This window comes from Variovorax sp. 160MFSha2.1, from assembly GCF_048305075.1.
GTDB classification, from domain to species: domain Bacteria; phylum Pseudomonadota; class Gammaproteobacteria; order Burkholderiales; family Burkholderiaceae_C; genus Variovorax; species Variovorax guangxiensis.
On sequence record NZ_CP157624.1, the window covers coordinates 1,663,303 to 1,678,698 of the forward strand.

Annotated in this window: 14 protein-coding genes; 4 read left to right on the forward strand and 10 right to left on the reverse strand. The window is 67.8% G+C overall.

Features of this window, described 5'->3' with window-relative positions; translation table 11 throughout:
• Positions 1-9: 9 nt before the first annotated feature.
• From ABL838_RS07180 to ABL838_RS07200, 5 genes are all read right to left on the reverse strand, one after another.
• Entirely contained in the window at positions 10-1,020 is a 1,011-nt protein-coding gene (locus ABL838_RS07180) for an ABC transporter substrate-binding protein (RefSeq protein WP_418124860.1), read from the reverse strand.
• 50 nt (positions 1,021-1,070) lie between these two features.
• Positions 1,071-2,105, reverse strand: a complete 1,035-nt coding sequence (locus ABL838_RS07185) for a LacI family DNA-binding transcriptional regulator (RefSeq protein WP_418124862.1) — start codon at positions 2,103-2,105, stop codon at positions 1,071-1,073.
• Positions 2,106-2,250: 145 nt separating this feature from the next.
• Positions 2,251-2,766 (reverse strand): signal peptidase II, encoded by a 516-nt coding sequence (lspA, locus tag ABL838_RS07190; protein ID WP_019654284.1) that lies wholly within the window; start codon positions 2,764-2,766, stop codon positions 2,251-2,253.
• The gene (ileS, locus tag ABL838_RS07195; RefSeq protein ID WP_418124863.1) at positions 2,766-5,615 is read right to left on the reverse strand and encodes an isoleucine--tRNA ligase; all 2,850 of its coding nucleotides are present in this window, start codon (positions 5,613-5,615) and stop codon (positions 2,766-2,768) included. Before ileS ends, lspA begins: the two co-directional genes overlap by 1 nt.
• 131 nt (positions 5,616-5,746) lie before the next feature.
• The gene (locus ABL838_RS07200) at positions 5,747-6,784 is read right to left on the reverse strand and encodes a bifunctional riboflavin kinase/FAD synthetase (protein WP_176668057.1); all 1,038 of its coding nucleotides are present in this window, start codon (positions 6,782-6,784) and stop codon (positions 5,747-5,749) included.
• Positions 6,785-6,950: 166 nt separating this feature from the next.
• Here ABL838_RS07200 and ABL838_RS07205 point away from each other — a divergent pair, with 166 nt between their 5' ends.
• On the forward strand, positions 6,951-7,511 hold the full coding sequence (locus ABL838_RS07205; protein ID WP_176668058.1) for an HNH endonuclease: 561 nt from the start codon (positions 6,951-6,953) through the stop codon (positions 7,509-7,511).
• Between the two features lie 13 nt (positions 7,512-7,524).
• Here ABL838_RS07205 and ABL838_RS07210 read toward each other — a convergent pair whose 3' ends face one another.
• From ABL838_RS07210 to ABL838_RS07225, 4 genes are all read right to left on the reverse strand, one after another.
• A complete protein-coding gene (locus ABL838_RS07210) occupies positions 7,525-8,316 on the reverse strand; it encodes an enoyl-CoA hydratase (protein ID WP_418124864.1) in 792 nt (263 codons plus the stop codon).
• Positions 8,317-8,334: 18 nt separating this feature from the next.
• Positions 8,335-9,693, reverse strand: a complete 1,359-nt coding sequence (locus tag ABL838_RS07215) for an alpha/beta fold hydrolase (RefSeq protein ID WP_418124865.1) — start codon at positions 9,691-9,693, stop codon at positions 8,335-8,337.
• 92 nt (positions 9,694-9,785) lie between these two features.
• Complete coding sequence (locus ABL838_RS07220; protein WP_418124867.1) at positions 9,786-10,901, reverse strand: acyl-CoA dehydrogenase family protein; 1,116 nt, start codon at positions 10,899-10,901, stop codon at positions 9,786-9,788.
• Positions 10,902-10,914: 13 nt separating this feature from the next.
• Complete coding sequence (locus ABL838_RS07225; protein WP_418124868.1) at positions 10,915-12,096, reverse strand: acyl-CoA dehydrogenase family protein; 1,182 nt, start codon at positions 12,094-12,096, stop codon at positions 10,915-10,917.
• Positions 12,097-12,228: 132 nt separating this feature from the next.
• On the opposite strand from ABL838_RS07225, the gene purN reads away from it, so the two are divergent.
• Together purN and ABL838_RS07235 are read left to right on the forward strand one after the other, a co-directional pair.
• Positions 12,229-12,825 carry a phosphoribosylglycinamide formyltransferase gene (purN, locus tag ABL838_RS07230; protein ID WP_126023124.1) on the forward strand — a complete coding sequence of 199 codons (597 nt, stop codon included), beginning with the start codon at positions 12,229-12,231 and terminating at the stop codon, positions 12,823-12,825.
• A gap of 37 nt (positions 12,826-12,862) precedes the next feature.
• On the forward strand, positions 12,863-13,183 hold the full coding sequence (locus ABL838_RS07235) for an I78 family peptidase inhibitor (RefSeq protein WP_184635304.1): 321 nt from the start codon (positions 12,863-12,865) through the stop codon (positions 13,181-13,183).
• Between the two features lie 70 nt (positions 13,184-13,253).
• On the opposite strand, the gene ABL838_RS07240 is transcribed toward ABL838_RS07235, so the two are convergent.
• Positions 13,254-13,487 (reverse strand): DUF1653 domain-containing protein, encoded by a 234-nt coding sequence (locus tag ABL838_RS07240; RefSeq protein ID WP_126023126.1) that lies wholly within the window; start codon positions 13,485-13,487, stop codon positions 13,254-13,256.
• Positions 13,488-13,540: 53 nt separating this feature from the next.
• Here ABL838_RS07240 and ABL838_RS07245 point away from each other — a divergent pair, with 53 nt between their 5' ends.
• Positions 13,541-15,394, forward strand: a complete 1,854-nt coding sequence (locus tag ABL838_RS07245) for a M48 family metallopeptidase (protein WP_418124869.1) — start codon at positions 13,541-13,543, stop codon at positions 15,392-15,394.
• The last annotated feature ends 2 nt before the right edge of the window (positions 15,395-15,396 follow it).

Consider the following 15,396-nt stretch of genomic DNA (forward strand, 5'->3'; position numbering starts at 1 on the left):
GGCGTCCGCTCAGCGGACTTCCTTCAGGTACTCGTCGGAGAAGGCCTTCTGCGCGGCAGCCATGCGGCCGTAGTCCACGCTCTTGGCGCGGGCGTACTCGCTGGCGGGCAGGAACTGGGCCTCGATGTCCTTGGGCATGGCGCTGGCGCGCACCGGGCGCAGGTAGGCCTTGGCCCAGATCGCCTGGCCTTCGTCGGACAGGGTGAAGTCGAGCACCTTCTTCGCGTCGGCCGCGTGCGGGGCCTTGGCGACCAGGCTCATCACGTAGGGCACGGCCAGCGTGCCTTCGCTCGGGATGACGAAGGCGACGTTGGCCTTGTCCTTGTACTTGGCACGGTAGGCATTGAAGTCGTAGTCGAGCAGGATCGCGATCTCGCCCGAGAGCACGCGCGCATAGGAGGTCTGCTTCGGCATGATGGGCTCGTTCTTCTGCAGCGCCTTGAAGTAGTCGATGGCCGGCTTGAAGTTGTCGAGCGTGCCGCCGCGCGCTTCGTTCACCGCGACCGCGCCGACGTAGCCGACGAAGGCCGAGGCCGGGTCGAGGTAGCCGATCAGGCCCTTGTACTCGGGCTTGAGCAGGTCGGCCCACGACTTCGGCACCGGCTTGCCCTTGAGCGCGTCGACGTTGACCATGAAGCCCAGCGTGCCCGAGTGGATGGTGAACCAGTTGCCGGCCGGGTCCTTCAGGCCGTCGGGAATGTCTTTCCATGCGGCGGGCTTGTAGGGCTCGACCAGGCCGTCCTTGGCGGCCTGCACGGCGAAGGTCACGCCGAGGTAGGTGACGTCGGCCACGGGGCTGGCCTTCTCGGCGGCCAGCTGCGCGAGCGACTGGCCCGAGTTCTTGTTGTCGGGCGGCACAGTGACGCCGGTCTTGGCCTTGATGGCCTTGAGCTGCGTGCCCCAGTCGGCCCATTCGGTCGGGCAGTTGTAGCAGATGGCGGTCTGCGCCATGGCGCTGCCGGCGACGAGCGTGGCGGCGAGCAGGCCGAGGCGGGCCAGGCGGTGGATGCGTAGGGACATGATCGGAAGCTCCTTGGATGGATGTAGGTGCAGGCAGGGAACGGGGAAGGTCAGGAAATCGCGGCGTTGTTGTCGTCGTTGTTTTCGTTCTCGTGCACCGAGGCGCACGACTCGCCGTCTCGGAATGAATGGGCAAGCAGCAGGCTCGCGTCGGCCTGCAGCGCGGCGCCGCTGGCCATGGCCTGGATCAGCAGCTCGACGCTGTGGCGGCCGATGTCGCTGTTGGGCTGGGCGATGGTGGTGAGCGCGGGCGTGAGGTCCTCGCCGAGCGCGATGCCGTCGAAGCCGACCACGCTGAGGTCGCCCGGCACCGACAGGCCGCTGAGGTGCGCGGCGCGGATGCTGCGGATGGCCAGCAGGTCGTTGGAGCAGATCAGCGCGGTGGGCCGGTTGCGTGCCTGTAGCTGCTTCGAGAGCGCATCGACGGCCGTTTCGACGAACGGCACCTCGACGAGCGCGGGTGCCGGCAGGCCGGCTTCGGCCATGCCCCTGCGGTAGCCGCGATAGCGCTGCTGCGCGCGGTCGGAGGCGGCGAGCGTGCCGCTGACCATCGCGATGCGGCGGTGGCCCAGCAGCACGAGCCGCGCCACCGCGTCGGCCACGGCGCTTTCGCTGTCGACCGACACGCAGGGGTGCTCGGGATGGCGGTTGTAGGCCAGCACGTAGGGCACGCCGGCCGCCTGCAGGCGGGGCAGGGCGGCCGAGGTCGAGGGGTTCGACACCACGAGGATCAGGCCGTCGACGCTGCCGGCCAGCAGCAGGTGCACGGCGCGCTCTTCCTCGTCGAGCTGGTAGCCGGTGGTGACCGGGATGATCGCGTAGCCCCCTGCGATGGCCGCGCGCGCGATGCCCTGCAGGCACTCGGCGAAGGTCGGGTTCAGCAGGGTCGGAAGCACCACGCCGAGCACGCGGCTGCGCTGGGTGCGCAGGGTGCGAGCGCTGGCGTTGGGCACGTAGTTGAGCTCGCGCGCCACGCGTTCCACCAGCTCGCGCGTGGCGGGCGTCACCTTGTCCGGAAAGTTGAAGGCGCGCGAGACGGTGGCCACCGAGACCCCGGCTTTGGCTGCAACGGCTTGGATGCTCATCGTGCGGTGTTCATGTAATCGATTACATTGAACCGCGGCAGTATGACTTTGTTATGACATCGGGAGAAAGCGGGAAAAACCCTCGGCCTTGGCGCGAGCGAAGGCCCAAATAAGAAGGGGCCCGGCGGGCCCCTTCGAGAGAACGTTACTTGCCCCTGCGGACCCGCCGGATCTCGTCCACGATCAGGCAGATCGCCCCGAGCGTGATGGCGCTGTCCGCCGCGTTGAAGGCCGGGAAGTACCAGTTGCCTGCGTGGAAGCTCAGGAAGTCGACCACGTAGCCGTGCATCATCCGGTCGACCACGTTGCCGATGGCGCCGCCCAGGATGCAGGCCATGGAGAACGAAAACAGCTTCTGCCCCGCGTGCGACTTCAGCATCCACACGATGAACACCGCCGCGCCCACGCCGATGGCGGTGAACAGCCAGCGCTGCCAGCCCGAGTGGTCGGCGAGGAACGAGAAGGCCGCGCCCGTGTTGTGCGCGCGCACGACGTTGAAGAAGCTGGTGACGTAGGTCGCGTCGCCCAGCTTGTAGTAGCCCAGGATCAGCGTCTTGGTGAACTGGTCGATGATCACGATGATCACCGCCAGCCCCAGCCACGGCCAGATGCTGCCGCCGCGCGAACGCGAGGCCGAGGACATGGAACGGGCGGCGGCCATCAGGCAACGCTCCGCGATTCGCCGGCGCCGAACAGGTTGCTGGTGCAGCGTCCGCACAGCGTCGGGTGGGCCGCATCGTGGCCCACGTCGTCGCGGTAGTGCCAGCAGCGTTCGCACTTCTGCGCGGTGCTCGGCGTCACCACCGTGGAAAGCGTCTCGCCGGCGGCCAGCGCGATCGCCGAGGTGATGAAGACGAACTTCAGGTCGTCGCCCAGCGAGCCCAGCAGCGCGAAGTCGTCGGCCGGTGCCGTCAGCTGCAGGTCGGCCTGCAGCGAAGAGCCGACCTTGCCTTCGGCACGCACCGTTTCGATGTCCTTGTTGACCACGTCGCGGATCTCGCGGATGCGGTTCCACTTGGCCAGCAGGGCCTCGTCGGGCGCGTCGAACTTGCTGTAGGTCTGCGTGAAGATCGAATCACCCGGCTTGCCGGTACCCACGATCTTCCAGGCTTCCTCGGCGGTGAAGCTCAGGAAGGGCGCCATCCAGCGCAGCATCGCCTGCGAGATGTGCCACAGCGCCGTCTGCGCGCTGCGGCGAGCCAGCGAACCCGGGGCCGTCGTGTAGAGGCGGTCCTTCAGGATGTCGAGGTAGAAGCCGCCCAGGTCTTCCGAGCAGTAGATCTGCAGCTTGGCCACCACCGGGTGGAACTCGTACACCTTGTAGTGCGCGAGGATCTCGGCCTGGAACTGCGCGGCGCGCGACAGCGCGTAGCGGTCGATCTCGAACAGCTGGTCGAGCGGCACGCCATCTTTCTCGATGTCGAAGTCGCTGGTGTTCGCCAGCAGGAAGCGCAGCGTGTTGCGGATGCGGCGGTAGGCGTCGACCACGCGCGCCAGGATCTTGTCGTCGCCCGCGATGTCGCCCGAGTAGTCGCTCGCGGCCACCCACAGGCGGATGATTTCCGAGCCCAGCTTGTTGCTGATTTCCTGCGGGTCGATGCCGTTCTTGAGCGACTTGCTCATCTTGATGCCCTTGGCATCGACCGTGAAGCCGTGCGTCAGCAGGCCGCGGTACGGTGCGCGGTCTTCCAGCATGCAGGCGATCAGCAGCGACGAGTGGAACCAGCCGCGATGCTGGTCATGCCCCTCGAGGTACAGGTCGGCTTCCGGCCCCGTGTCGTGGTGCACCGTGGGGTGCGTGCCGCGCAGCACGTGGGAGAAGGTCGAGCCCGAGTCGAACCACACCTCGAGGATGTCGGTGCTCTTGGTGTAGTGCGGCGCGTCTTCGGCGCCCAGGATTTCCTCGACGGTGACGCGGCTCCAGGCCTCGATGCCGCCCTTCTCGACGATGTCGGCGGCCTGGTCGAGGATTTCCATGGTGCGCGGGTGCAGCTCGCCCGAGTCCTTGTGCAGGAAGAACGGGATCGGCACGCCCCAGCTGCGCTGGCGGCTGATGCACCAGTCGGGCCGGCCGGCGATCATGTCGTGCAGTCGCGCCTTGCCGTTCTCGGGGTAGAAGCTGGTCTGCTCGATGGCGTCGAGCGCGGTCTGGCGCAGCGTCTTGGGCGCCTTGTCCTTGGTGAATACTCCTTCGCCCTCGTCCATGCGCACGAACCACTGCGCCGCGGCGCGGTAGATCACCGGCGTCTTGTGCCGCCAGCAGTGCGGGTAGCTGTGCGTGATGGTCTCGGTGGTCAGCAGGCGGTTGGCGTCGCGCAGCGCGGCGATGATTTCCGGCACGGCCTTCCAGATGTTCTGGCCGCCGAAGAGCGGGAAGTCGGGCGCGTAGCTGCCGTTGCCCTGCACCGGGTTCAGGATGTCGTCGTAAGCGACGCCGTGGGCGATGCAGGAGTTGAAGTCGTCCAGGCCGTAGGCGGGCGAGGAGTGCACCAGGCCCGTGCCGTCGGTGGCGGTGGCGTAGTCGGCCAGGTAGACGGGCGACAGGCGCCGGTAGCCGGCGTCCGCGTCGTACAGCGGATGCTCGAATTCCAGGCCGCCGAGCTTCTCGCCCTTGACCGTGGCCAGCACCTTGCCGTCGAGCGCATAGCGCGTCATGCACATCTCGACCAGCGAGTTGGCCAGGATCAGCAGGCCGCGCTCGGTGTCGACCAGCGAGTACTCGAGCTCGGGGTTGAGGTTGATCGCCTGGTTGGCGGGGATGGTCCAGGCGGTGGTGGTCCAGATCACGGCGAAGATGTCGCCGAGGATCGTGTGGTCGGTGCCGAAGGCCTTGAGCACCTTCTCGCGCTCATGCGCCTTGAAGGCCACGTCGATGGTCTGGCTCTTCTTGTCGGCGTACTCGATCTCGAACTCGGCCAGCGAGGAGCCGCAGTCGAAGCACCAGTACACGGGCTTCAGGCCGCGATAGACGAAGCCGCGCTCGATCACGCGCTTGAACGCGCGCAGCTCGCCGGCTTCGTTGGCGAAGTCCATGGTCTTGTAGGGATGGTCCCATTCGCCCAGCACGCCCAGGCGCTGGAAGTCGGCCATCTGCTGGGCGATCTGGCCAGTGGCGAAGGCGCGGCTCTTGGCCTGCATCTCGTCGCGGCTCAGGTTGCGGCCGTACTGCTTTTCGATGGCGTTCTCGATCGGCAGGCCGTGGCAGTCCCAGCCGGGCACGTACAGGGCGTCGTAGCCCTCGAGCTGGCGCGCCTTGGTGATCATGTCCTTCAGGATCTTGTTCACCGCGTGGCCCATGTGGATCTGGCCGTTGGCGTAGGGCGGGCCGTCGTGCAGGATGAACTTGGGCGCGCCGTGGCGGGCGTCGCGCAGGCGGTGGTAGCGGCCTTCGTCGTTCCATTCCTTCACCCAGCCCGGCTCGCGCTTGGGCAGATCGCCGCGCATCGGGAAGGGGGTGTCGGGCAGGTTCAGCGTGGAACGGTAGTCTTTGGGAGAAGCGGCGTCAGACATGTTGGGGTACGAAACAGGGGGCTTCGACAGGCTCGGCCCGAACTGCCCGGGAAAAAAGGAGCGCGTCGGTGCGGAAGGTAAAGCCGTTCGCCCTGAGCTTGTCGAAGGGCGGCAGCACGGTGCGTGCAGGGCTAAATTCGATCGCGCGTGGTCTGGCGATGGGTTTCTGCGTGGGTCGAGGCAAAGAACGCGCGGGCGTCGCGGCCATCCTTCGCGATGCCCGCGGTGAGGGCTTCGAGGCTGGTGTAGCGCAATTCGTCGTGCAGTTTGTGCAGGAGTTCCACGCGGACGATTTTACCGTAGGCCCCTTCGGCGCCCAGATGGGAGGGCCACTCCAGGCAATGGGTTTCGAGCAGCACCCGCCCGGCGTTGACGTCGTTGGCGTCCAGCGAGGGGCGAACGCCCAGGTTGGCCACCCCCGGCAGGGGCTGTTCGGACAGGCCGTGCACCAGCACCGCGAAGATGCCGCTGGCCGCCGGTTTCCAGTGCTTGAAGCGCAGGTTGAGGGTGCGAAAGCCATCGTCCTTGCCCGGCGCCGAGGCGCCCAGCGCCCGGCCCAGCTTGCGGCCGTGGACCACGTGGCCCGAGATGGTGTACGGGCGGCCCAGCAGGGTGTGGGCATCGGCCATGCGGCCTTCGGCCAAGGCCTCGCGCACGGCGGAGCTGGACACCCGCAGGCCGTGCACCTCGTAGCTGTTCATGCGGGCCACATCGAAGCCGTGGGCGTCGCCGGCCGCGTCGAGCATGGCGTAGTCGCCGGCCCGCTTGGCGCCGAAGCGGAAGTCGTCGCCCACCAGCACGTAGCGCGCGCCCAGGCCGTCGATCAGCACGTTCTGGATGAATTCCTCGGGCGACTGCGAGGCCAGCCGGGCGTCGAAGGGCAGCACGACAGTCTGCGCCACGCCGCAGGCGGCCAGCTCGCTGAGCTTGTCGCGCAGGGTGCCGATGCGCGCTGGCGCCAGGTCGGGCTTCTTGGTGACGGCGGCGAAATAGTCGCGCGGATGGGGCTCGAAGGTGAGCACGCAGCTCGGCAACCCGCGCTGGCGGGCCTCGGTCTGCAACAGCGCGAGCATGGCCTGGTGGCCGCGGTGCACGCCGTCGAAATTGCCAATGGTCAGGGCGCAGGCGGGGGCTACGCCAGGATGCCGGAAGCCACGAAAAACCTGCATCGGTGAGTATCTTTTTGATAGCGCCTTCCGCCCGTCTAATGGGCGAATCAGGCCGATTTGTCACAAAGCCGGTATATTGTGACGCAGTGCGCTGATCGGCGTGGGTCTCCAGCGCGCTCCGTGTCCCTGGTCTTTCCGTGTTCTCTCCCTTTTCGAGGAGGCGTGTGTGAAGGTCTTGAAGCTGTCGGCCCAAGGGCTGCCCCAGTCATGGATTTCGCTGGAACAGGCGGTGATCCACTACGCCGCGGACGAAGTCCGCTGGGAAGTGGGCGCGCAGGTGGCGGTGTTCCGTGGCGGCCACAACGCGATCACCGGCGAGCAGTCGCAGATCGCGATCAACAGCATCATCGGCACCAAGGGCGTGCCCCGCATCAACCCCTTCGCACTGCGCCCCGGCCTCACCAACAGCAAGCTCTTCGCGCGCGATCGCAACGTCTGCGCCTACTGCGGCGGCCACTTCCACGAAGACGAGCTCACGCGCGAGCACATCATCCCGTTCGCCCAGCGGGGCATCGACACCTGGATGAACGTGGTCACGGCCTGCAGGCCCTGCAACCACCGCAAGAGCAGCCGCACGCCCGAGCAGGCCGGCATGCCGCTGCTGTATGCGCCCTACGTGCCGAGCCTGTGGGAAGACTTCATCCTGCGCAACCGCCGCATCCTGGCGGACCAGATGGAGTTCCTGATGGCGCACCTGCCGCAGAGTTCGCGGCTGCATGATTCCTAGCTGACCGGCGCTTTCAGCGCTTCCAGTCAGGCGGGCGCTTCTCGATGAAAGCCTGCACGCCTTCCAGCGCGCTCTCGTCCATCATGTTGCAGGCCATGGTCTGGCTGGCGTCGGCCAGTGCGGCCTCGATGCCGGTTTCGAGCTGGCGGTAGAACAGGGCCTTGCCCAGCGCGAGGGCCGTGCGGGGCTTGGCGACGATGCTGGTGACCAGCGATTCGACCGCCGCATCCAGCTCTTCCGGCGGCGCCACGCGGTTGATCAGGCCCTTCTCGCGCGCCTCCTGCGCGCTGATGAATTCACCCGTCACCAGCATCTCGAAAGCTTCCTTGCGCCCGAGGTTGCGCGAGAGCGTAACGCTCGGCGTGGCGCAGAAGAGGCCCACGTTCACCCCGCTGACCGCGAAGCGCGCGTCGCTGGAAGCCAGGGCCAGGTCGCAGACGGCCACCAGCTGGCAGCCCGCCGCCGTCGCGATGCCGTGCACGCGCGCGATCACCGGCACGGGCAGCTTCTGGATCGACAGCATCATCGCGCCGCAGCGCTCGAACAGCTGTTCGTAATAGTCGAGCGAAGGGGCTGCGCGCATTTCCTTCAGGTCGTGGCCGGCGCAGAAGGCCTTGCCGGCCCCGGCGATGACCACCGCGCGCACGCTGCCGTCGGCGGCGACCCCGCCCAGCGCCTGCTCGAGCGCGCCGAGCATGCCTTCGGAGAGCGCGTTGAACGCGGCCGGCCGGTTCAGCGTCAGCGTGACCACGCCGCGCTCGTCGCGCGACTGCAGGATGAAAGGGGAGTCGGTGCTCTCGGTCATGACCTGCCCTTGCCTCGCTCAGTAAGTCAGTTCGAGCACCGTGACGTGCTCCTTCGCCGCCGGCCAAGTCAGGCCGGTGAGGCGCTCGCCGTTGAACTCGCCCGTCACCGGGCGCTGCGGCTCGGCGGCCGCGACGCGCAGCCGCGAACTCGACACGCCCGAGCCTTTGGGCGGCACGCCCGCCGGCGGGCTCTGGCCGTCGAAGCGCATGGTGTCGCGCTGCGCGTCGAAGTAGCCGCGCGGCCGCGTGAAGACGACGACCGCGCCGGCGCTGCCGTCGGCCGGCGTGACGCGCTCGGGCCGCAGGTTCACCACTCCGCTGCTGCGCGGGAAGAGGCTGCGGTAGATGTGGGTGGTGCCGTAGCTGGGCGTGGCCAGCACGAATTCGTAGGCCGCGTCGCCGCGTGCCTTGAAGGGGCCCCAGCGGCCGTCGGCGCCGATCGACTTGGTGAAGACCGCCTCGCCGAGCCGTGCGCCGCTGGCGGGGTCGACCGTGTAGACGGTCACCGTCGCGCCGTTCAACGCGAGGTTCTCGGCGCCGAGCGCGCGGCCGTTGAGCACGACATTCGCCTCCGGAGCCACCTCGGTGGTGCGCGGCGCCTGTCCGGTCAGGAACTGCCAGGTCGCGGCGAAGGCGGCGGGCGAGAACGAAGTCTCGCGGTGGTCGACGCGCGGCAGCACGATGTTGGTCGCACCCTTGAGCGCCGGTCCGTCGAAGCCGATGTTGGTCGGCTTGCCGGGCGCGCCGATCCACACGCCGTCGGGCTGGGCGTACTTGTCGTTGTTGTCGGAGCGCAGCGTCAGCCACTTCACGCCGGGCGTGACCTCCTCGCCGTTCGGGCCCTTCGGCGCATTGAGCTGCTGCATGAAGCCCGAAAGCCCCGAGAACTCGTTGTTCTCGCGCAAGCCCTTCACCGCCCAGATGCCGTGCGCCGGGTTGCCGCCCAGCACCACGTGGCTCACGACCGCCGCGCCGCCGCCGTTCTGCACATAGTTGCGGATGGTGTTGCCCCCGCGCGAGTTGCCGATCAGCACCACCTTGCTCGCGCCGGTGGCCTTCAGCACCTTGTCGACCTCGGCCTTGAGGAACACGGCCGATTCGCCGGTCGAGCTGCGCCCGGGTTGCGCCACGGCGTCGTCGTCGCGCGCGACCGGGTTGGGCTGGTCCACCGCGAACAGCCGCTCGCGCGGCCAGCCGTTCGATTCGAAGCGCCAGATCGTCGTCTGCCAGAGCGCGGCCGAGTCGCCGTTGCCGTGCATGAACACGATGGGCGGGCGCTCGGTGTAGGAGGGCGTGGGGGATGTGGCGCAGGCGGTCAGCATCGCGGTGGTGGTTCCTGCGGCCATGGCAACCAGAAGAGAGCGGCGGGTCTGCATGTTTCGTTCCTGGGGTCCTGGAGTGAGGGGCCAAGTGAAAACGCCCGCCAGCATGAAGCGGGCGGGCGTTGGATGCTAGGTGAAAACCGTGATCAGGCGAAGACGCCGGCGGTGTCCTGCAGGCGGGCCGACACTTCGCCCAGGTGATGCAGCGTGTCGCCGAAAGTCATTTCCATCTGCGTGAGCTTGCGGAAGTAGTGGCTGCCGATGTATTCGTCGGTCACGCCGATGCCGCCGTGCAGCTGCACCGAGTTGGCGGCGATGTAGCGCATCGACACGCCGAGCTGGTACTTGGCGCGTGCCAGCGCCTGGCGGCGCTCGTCGGCCGGGGCGTTGAGCTTCAGCGTGGCGTAGTAGCTCATCGAGCGGGCGAGTTCGAGCTGCATCTTCATGTCGGCGACGCGGTGGCGCAGCGCCTGGAAGCTGGAGATGACCACGCCGAACTGCTTGCGCTGGTTCAGGTATTCGACGGTGAGGTCCACGGTCTTGTCCATCACGCCCACGCCTTCGGCGCAGGTGGCGGCGATGCCGACGTCCACCGCGTATTCGAGCGCGGCGAGACCGTCGAGCGTCACCAGCGTGGCGTCGGCCTTGTCGAACACGACCTCGGCGGCGCGGGAGCCGTCCTGCGTGCCGTAGCCGCGCGCTTCCACGCCGCTGGCGCTGCGCTCGACCAGGAAGAGGGCGATCTTGCCGTCGACCTTGGCCGGCACCAGGAAGGCATCGGCTTCGTCGCCCACGGGCACCACGCTCTTGGCGCCGGTCAGCGACCAGCCGCTGCCCGCCTTGGCGGCGTGTGCCTCGCACACGTCGAGGCGGTAGCGCGCCTTGCGCTCCTGATACGCCAGCACCACGATGGCCTGGCCGCCCGCGATGCGCGGCAGCCAGCTTTCCTTGGTGTCGGCACCGGCGTAGCCGCTGAGCACCGCGCCGGCGATCAGCGTCTGCGCGAAGGGCTCCAGCACGATGCCGCGGCCCAGTTCTTCCATGACGACCATGCCGGCCACAGGGCCCATGCCCAGTCCGCCGTCGTCCTCGCCGATGTAGAGGCCGCCCAGGCCGAGCTCGGCCAGTTCGTCCCAGGCCTCGCGCGAGAAGCCGCCCTTGGCCTCGATGCCGCGGCGGCGCTCGAAGTCATAGCCCTTGTCGACCCACTTGCGCACGGCGTCGCGCAGCTGTTCCTGGTCGTCGGTGAAATTGAAGTCCATGCTTGTTGTCTCCTCAGCCCAGAACCGTCTGCGCGACGATGTTGCGTTGCACTTCGTTCGAGCCACCGTAGATGGTGGTCTTGCGCATGTTGAAGAAGGTCGACGTCAGCGGCGCGAGCGCCGGGTTGCCGCCAGGGAAATTGCCCTGCCAGCCGGCTTCCATCGCCTCGCGGATCAGCGGCAGCGAGTAGGCGCCGCCGGCCAGCATCATCAGTTCGCTGTAGCGCTGCTGGATCTCGCTGCCGCGGATCTTGAGCAGGCCCGCCACGTCCAGCGAGTTCTTGCCCGAGGTGGCGGCCGAGAGCACGCGCAGCACCATCATCTCGAGGGCGACGATGTCGACTTCGAGCTTGGCGATCTCGTCGCGGAAGCGCTGGTCTTCGTACACGCCTTCGGCCTTGGCGATGCGCTTGAGGCGCTCGAGCTCGCGCTTGGCGCGGTTCACGTCGGCGATGTTGGTGCGCTCGTGTGAGAGCAGGTGCTTGGCGTAGGTCCAGCCCTTGTTCTCCTCGCCGATCAGGTTCTCGGCGGGCACCTCGACGTTGTCGAAGAACACTTCGTTGACTTCATGGCCGCCGTCGAGCAGCTTGATCGGGCGCACGGTGACGCCGGGCGACTTCATGTCCAGCAGCAGGAAGCTGATGCCGGTCTGGGGCTTGCCCTCGCTGCTGGTGCGAACCAGGTTGAACATCCAGTCGCCGTACTGGCCGAGGGTGGTCCAGGTCTTCTGGCCGTTGACGATGTACTTGTCGCCCTTTCGCTCGGCCTTGGTCTTCAGCGATGCCAGGTCGGAGCCCGAACCCGGTTCGCTGTAGCCCTGGCTCCACCAGACTTCGCCGCTGGCGATGCCGGGCAGGAAGCGCTTCTGCTGCTCGGCGTTGCCGAAGGCCATGATGACCGGGGCAACCATCACCGGGCCGAACGGCACGATGCGCGGCGCGCCGGCCAGTGCGGTTTCTTCCTCGAACAGGTGGCGCTGGACGGCGGTCCAGCCCGGGCCGCCGAATTCCTTCGGCCAGCCGTAGCCCAGCCAGCCCTTCTTGCCGAGGATCTTGGCCCAGCCTTGCAGATCGTCGCGCGTCAGCTCGAGCGCGTTGTGCACCTTGTGCGAAATCTCCTTGGGGAGGTTGTCCTTGACCCATGCGCGAACTTCTTCGCGGAACTTCTGTTCTTCGGGTGTGAAGCTCAAATCCATGCGTGCCTCGCTGTGTTGATCGGTCCACCGCAGACGCGGTGTGTCTCCGGAACCACGAGTTTTAGCACGGTCGTGCTGTGATGCGGTGTCCGCGCGGCGACAAGTGGCGCGCCACGGATAATCCCGCCTCCAATGAAGAACATCGTGATCCTGATCTCCGGCGGCGGCTCCAACATGGAGGCCATCGTGCGCGCCGCCGGGCGCGACCGCTGGGCCGAGCGCTACGGCGCGCGCATTGCCGCCGTGGTGAGCAACAAGGCCGAGGCCGGCGGGCTGGCGATTGCCAGGGCCCAGGGCATCGACACCGCGGTGGTCCCGCACAAGGATTTCGCCACCCGCGAGGCCTTCGACGAGGCGCTGGCGAAGGTGGTCGACGGTTACGCACCGGCGCTGGTGGTGCTGGCGGGCTTCATGCGCATCCTGACGCCGGGCTTCGTCGGCCGCTATGCGGGCCGTCTGGTGAACATCCATCCCTCGCTGCTGCCGGCGTTTCCGGGCCTGAATACGCACCAGCGCGCCATCGAGGCGGGCTGCAAGGTGGCCGGCGTGACGGTGCACCAGGTTACAAATGAACTCGATCACGGGCCGATCCTGGCCCAGGCCGCGGTGCCGGTGCTGCCGGACGACACGGCCGCCACGCTGGCCGCACGGGTGCTCGCGCAGGAGCATCTGTTGTATCCGCGAGCCATCGCCGGCTGGCTGTCGGATACATCGCGTCACAATGAGTAAAGTTGTTTATATTCGCGGGTTTTCGGGAGTCCAGAAAGTGAAGAACCAATCGTTGCTGCTGGCGCTTGCCGGCGCCGCCCTGATGGCGGGCTGTGCAGCTCCGGCGCCCGCGCCAGCCCCCGCCGCACCTCCGGCTCCGCCGCCGGAGCCGGTGTACCAGTGCAATGCGGACGGCGCCCGCTTTGCCATCGGACAGCCGGTGACGCCCCAGCTCGAGGCCGCAGCACGCGTGCGTTCGGGCGCCGGCACCGTGCGAGTGCTGAAGCCGGGCGAAGTGACCACGATGGAACTCAACGGCGGGCGGCTCAATCTGGACGTCGACGCCCGCAACCGCGTGACGGACGTCCGCTGCGGCTGACCCTCATCCGGGTTGCTGCGAAAAAGGTAGCAACCCGTCCAGGCAGGATGGGCTTGCGCAGCCTGACTGGCTAGATCGGTGTGAATCTTCTGCGGGCGACGCCGTCTATCTCGATGGTTTCGCCGAACATTGCGGCCGGCCGGACCCAGAGGCCGTGCGCGCCGTACAGGGCCCGGTAGAGCGTCATCGGCTCCAGCGTCTCGCTGTGGCGCACGGTGCCGATCACTTCGTATTCGCCGCCCTTGTAGTGGCGGTAGCGGCCGGGAGGCGTTTCGATCAGGGGAGGGAGGTCTTCGTCGTTCAACGGCGGCTTGCCTTTCTTCAAAAAACTGGCGGGCTTGATTTGACTGGAGTCGGATGGATCGCGCTGATTTTGTTCACCTGGTTCGACTGAGCGAGCATGCCAGTGCGGACGACAGCGCGCGCTACCGGCGCAGCGTCGCGGCCTTTGCCGCGCTCGGCTACCTCTGGGTGCTGGGCTGCCTCGGGCTGTCGGTGGGCATCATCGCCTGGGTGCTTGCCTCCATCGGGGAGGTGCGCTTCAACTTCACGCGAGGCTGGCTGTTGCTGTTTGCGCTGGGACTTCTGTGGGCGACGCTGCGCGCGCTCTGGGTGCGCTTCGACGAGCCGGAAGGCATCGAACTCCATCGCGAAGACGCCCCGGCGCTCTTCGAGGCACTTGACCGCATCCGCGCCCGGATCAAGGGGCCGCCGGTCCACCACGTCTACCTCGACGACGACTTCAACGCCAGCATCCGGCAGGTGCCGCGCTTCGGACTCTTCGGCGGCGCTGTCAATTCGCTGAGCATCGGACTGCCGCTGCTGATGATGCTCGACCGGCGGCGGCTGCTGTCGGTGCTGGCCCACGAGTACGGCCACCTGCGCGGCAACCACGGGCGGCTGAGTGCCTGGATCTACCGCACGCGGCTGTCTTGGCTCAAGCTGGACGCCAGCCTGCAGCGCAACGAGGGCGTTATGGCGCTGTTCTCTCAGGCGTTCTTCCGCTGGTACTTTCCACGCTTCGCGGCCAAGACCTTCGCACTGGCCCGCCAGGACGAATACGAGGCCGACCGCATCTCGGGCCGCCTGCTGGGGGCGCCGGTGGCGGGAGCTGCGCTGACCGAGATCGCCATCAAGGCCAACTGGTACGCCAACGAGTTCTGGCCCTGGCACTGGGCCCGTGCCGAGCACGAGCCGATGCCGCCGGGGCCCTTCGAGGCGCTGCGCAAGCGCGTGCGCACGCCGCCCGACGACGACTTCGCCCGCCAGGCGCTGCGCGAGGCGATGCGCCGTGTGAGCGACCTGGAGGACACCCATCCGGTCTTGCGCGACCGGCTGGAGGCGCTGGGGCAGCAGGCGGCCATGCCCGAGTGGTCGATGCGCCCGGCGCTCGAAATGCTGGTCGACCGCAAGAAATGGATCGCGCATTTCGACAGCCAGTGGCGCCGCGCACACGCTGCCGACTGGAAGCAGCATCACGCGCACCGCTCGCGCATCCGCGAGCGCATCGCGGTGCTGGCCGCGCGCGGCGAGCGAAACACGCCGGACGAAATGGTCGAATGGGCCGATTCCGAGCGGCGGCTCGACCCGTCCGCCCCCGTGCGCGTGCGTTACGAAAGCGCGCTGCGGATCGCCCCCGAGCACCCCGGCGCGCTGCGAGGACTGGCCCAGATGCTGCCCGCCAGCGACCGCGAGGCGCGGCTCGCGGTGCTCGAGCGGCTGCACGGCTCCGGAGCGGCCAGCCGCTGGTGGGCCGCCAAGAGCGCCGTGGCCTCTCTCGAAGACCCGGACGCCGGTCCGCACGACGAAGAAGCGCTGAAGCTGTGGCGCGGCCGCCTCAAGGAGGCGGAGGAGGCCGAGACGCGCGCATGGGAGGAGATCACCGGTACGCCGTTCTTCAGCCAGATCTCGCGGCACGACCTCAACGACTACGAACTGGGCGAACTGCGTGCCGACCTGGTGCGCTGCCTGCCTGCCTCCCGTGCCTGGCTGGTGCGCAAGAACCTTCGCGAATTTCCGTGGCGCCGCGCCTACATCGTGTTCGTCGAGCTGCCGGGGCTCGATGACGAGGACCGCTGGAACCTCTGCCGCCAGCTGGAGCAGACGCTCACGCTGCCGGGCGCCGCGCTGGTGCTGTGGGCTGGCCATTCGCCGAAGCTGGAAGACATCGAGCGCGAGGCTTTCGGGGCGGTCTGGGTGCGCGACGCCTAGGC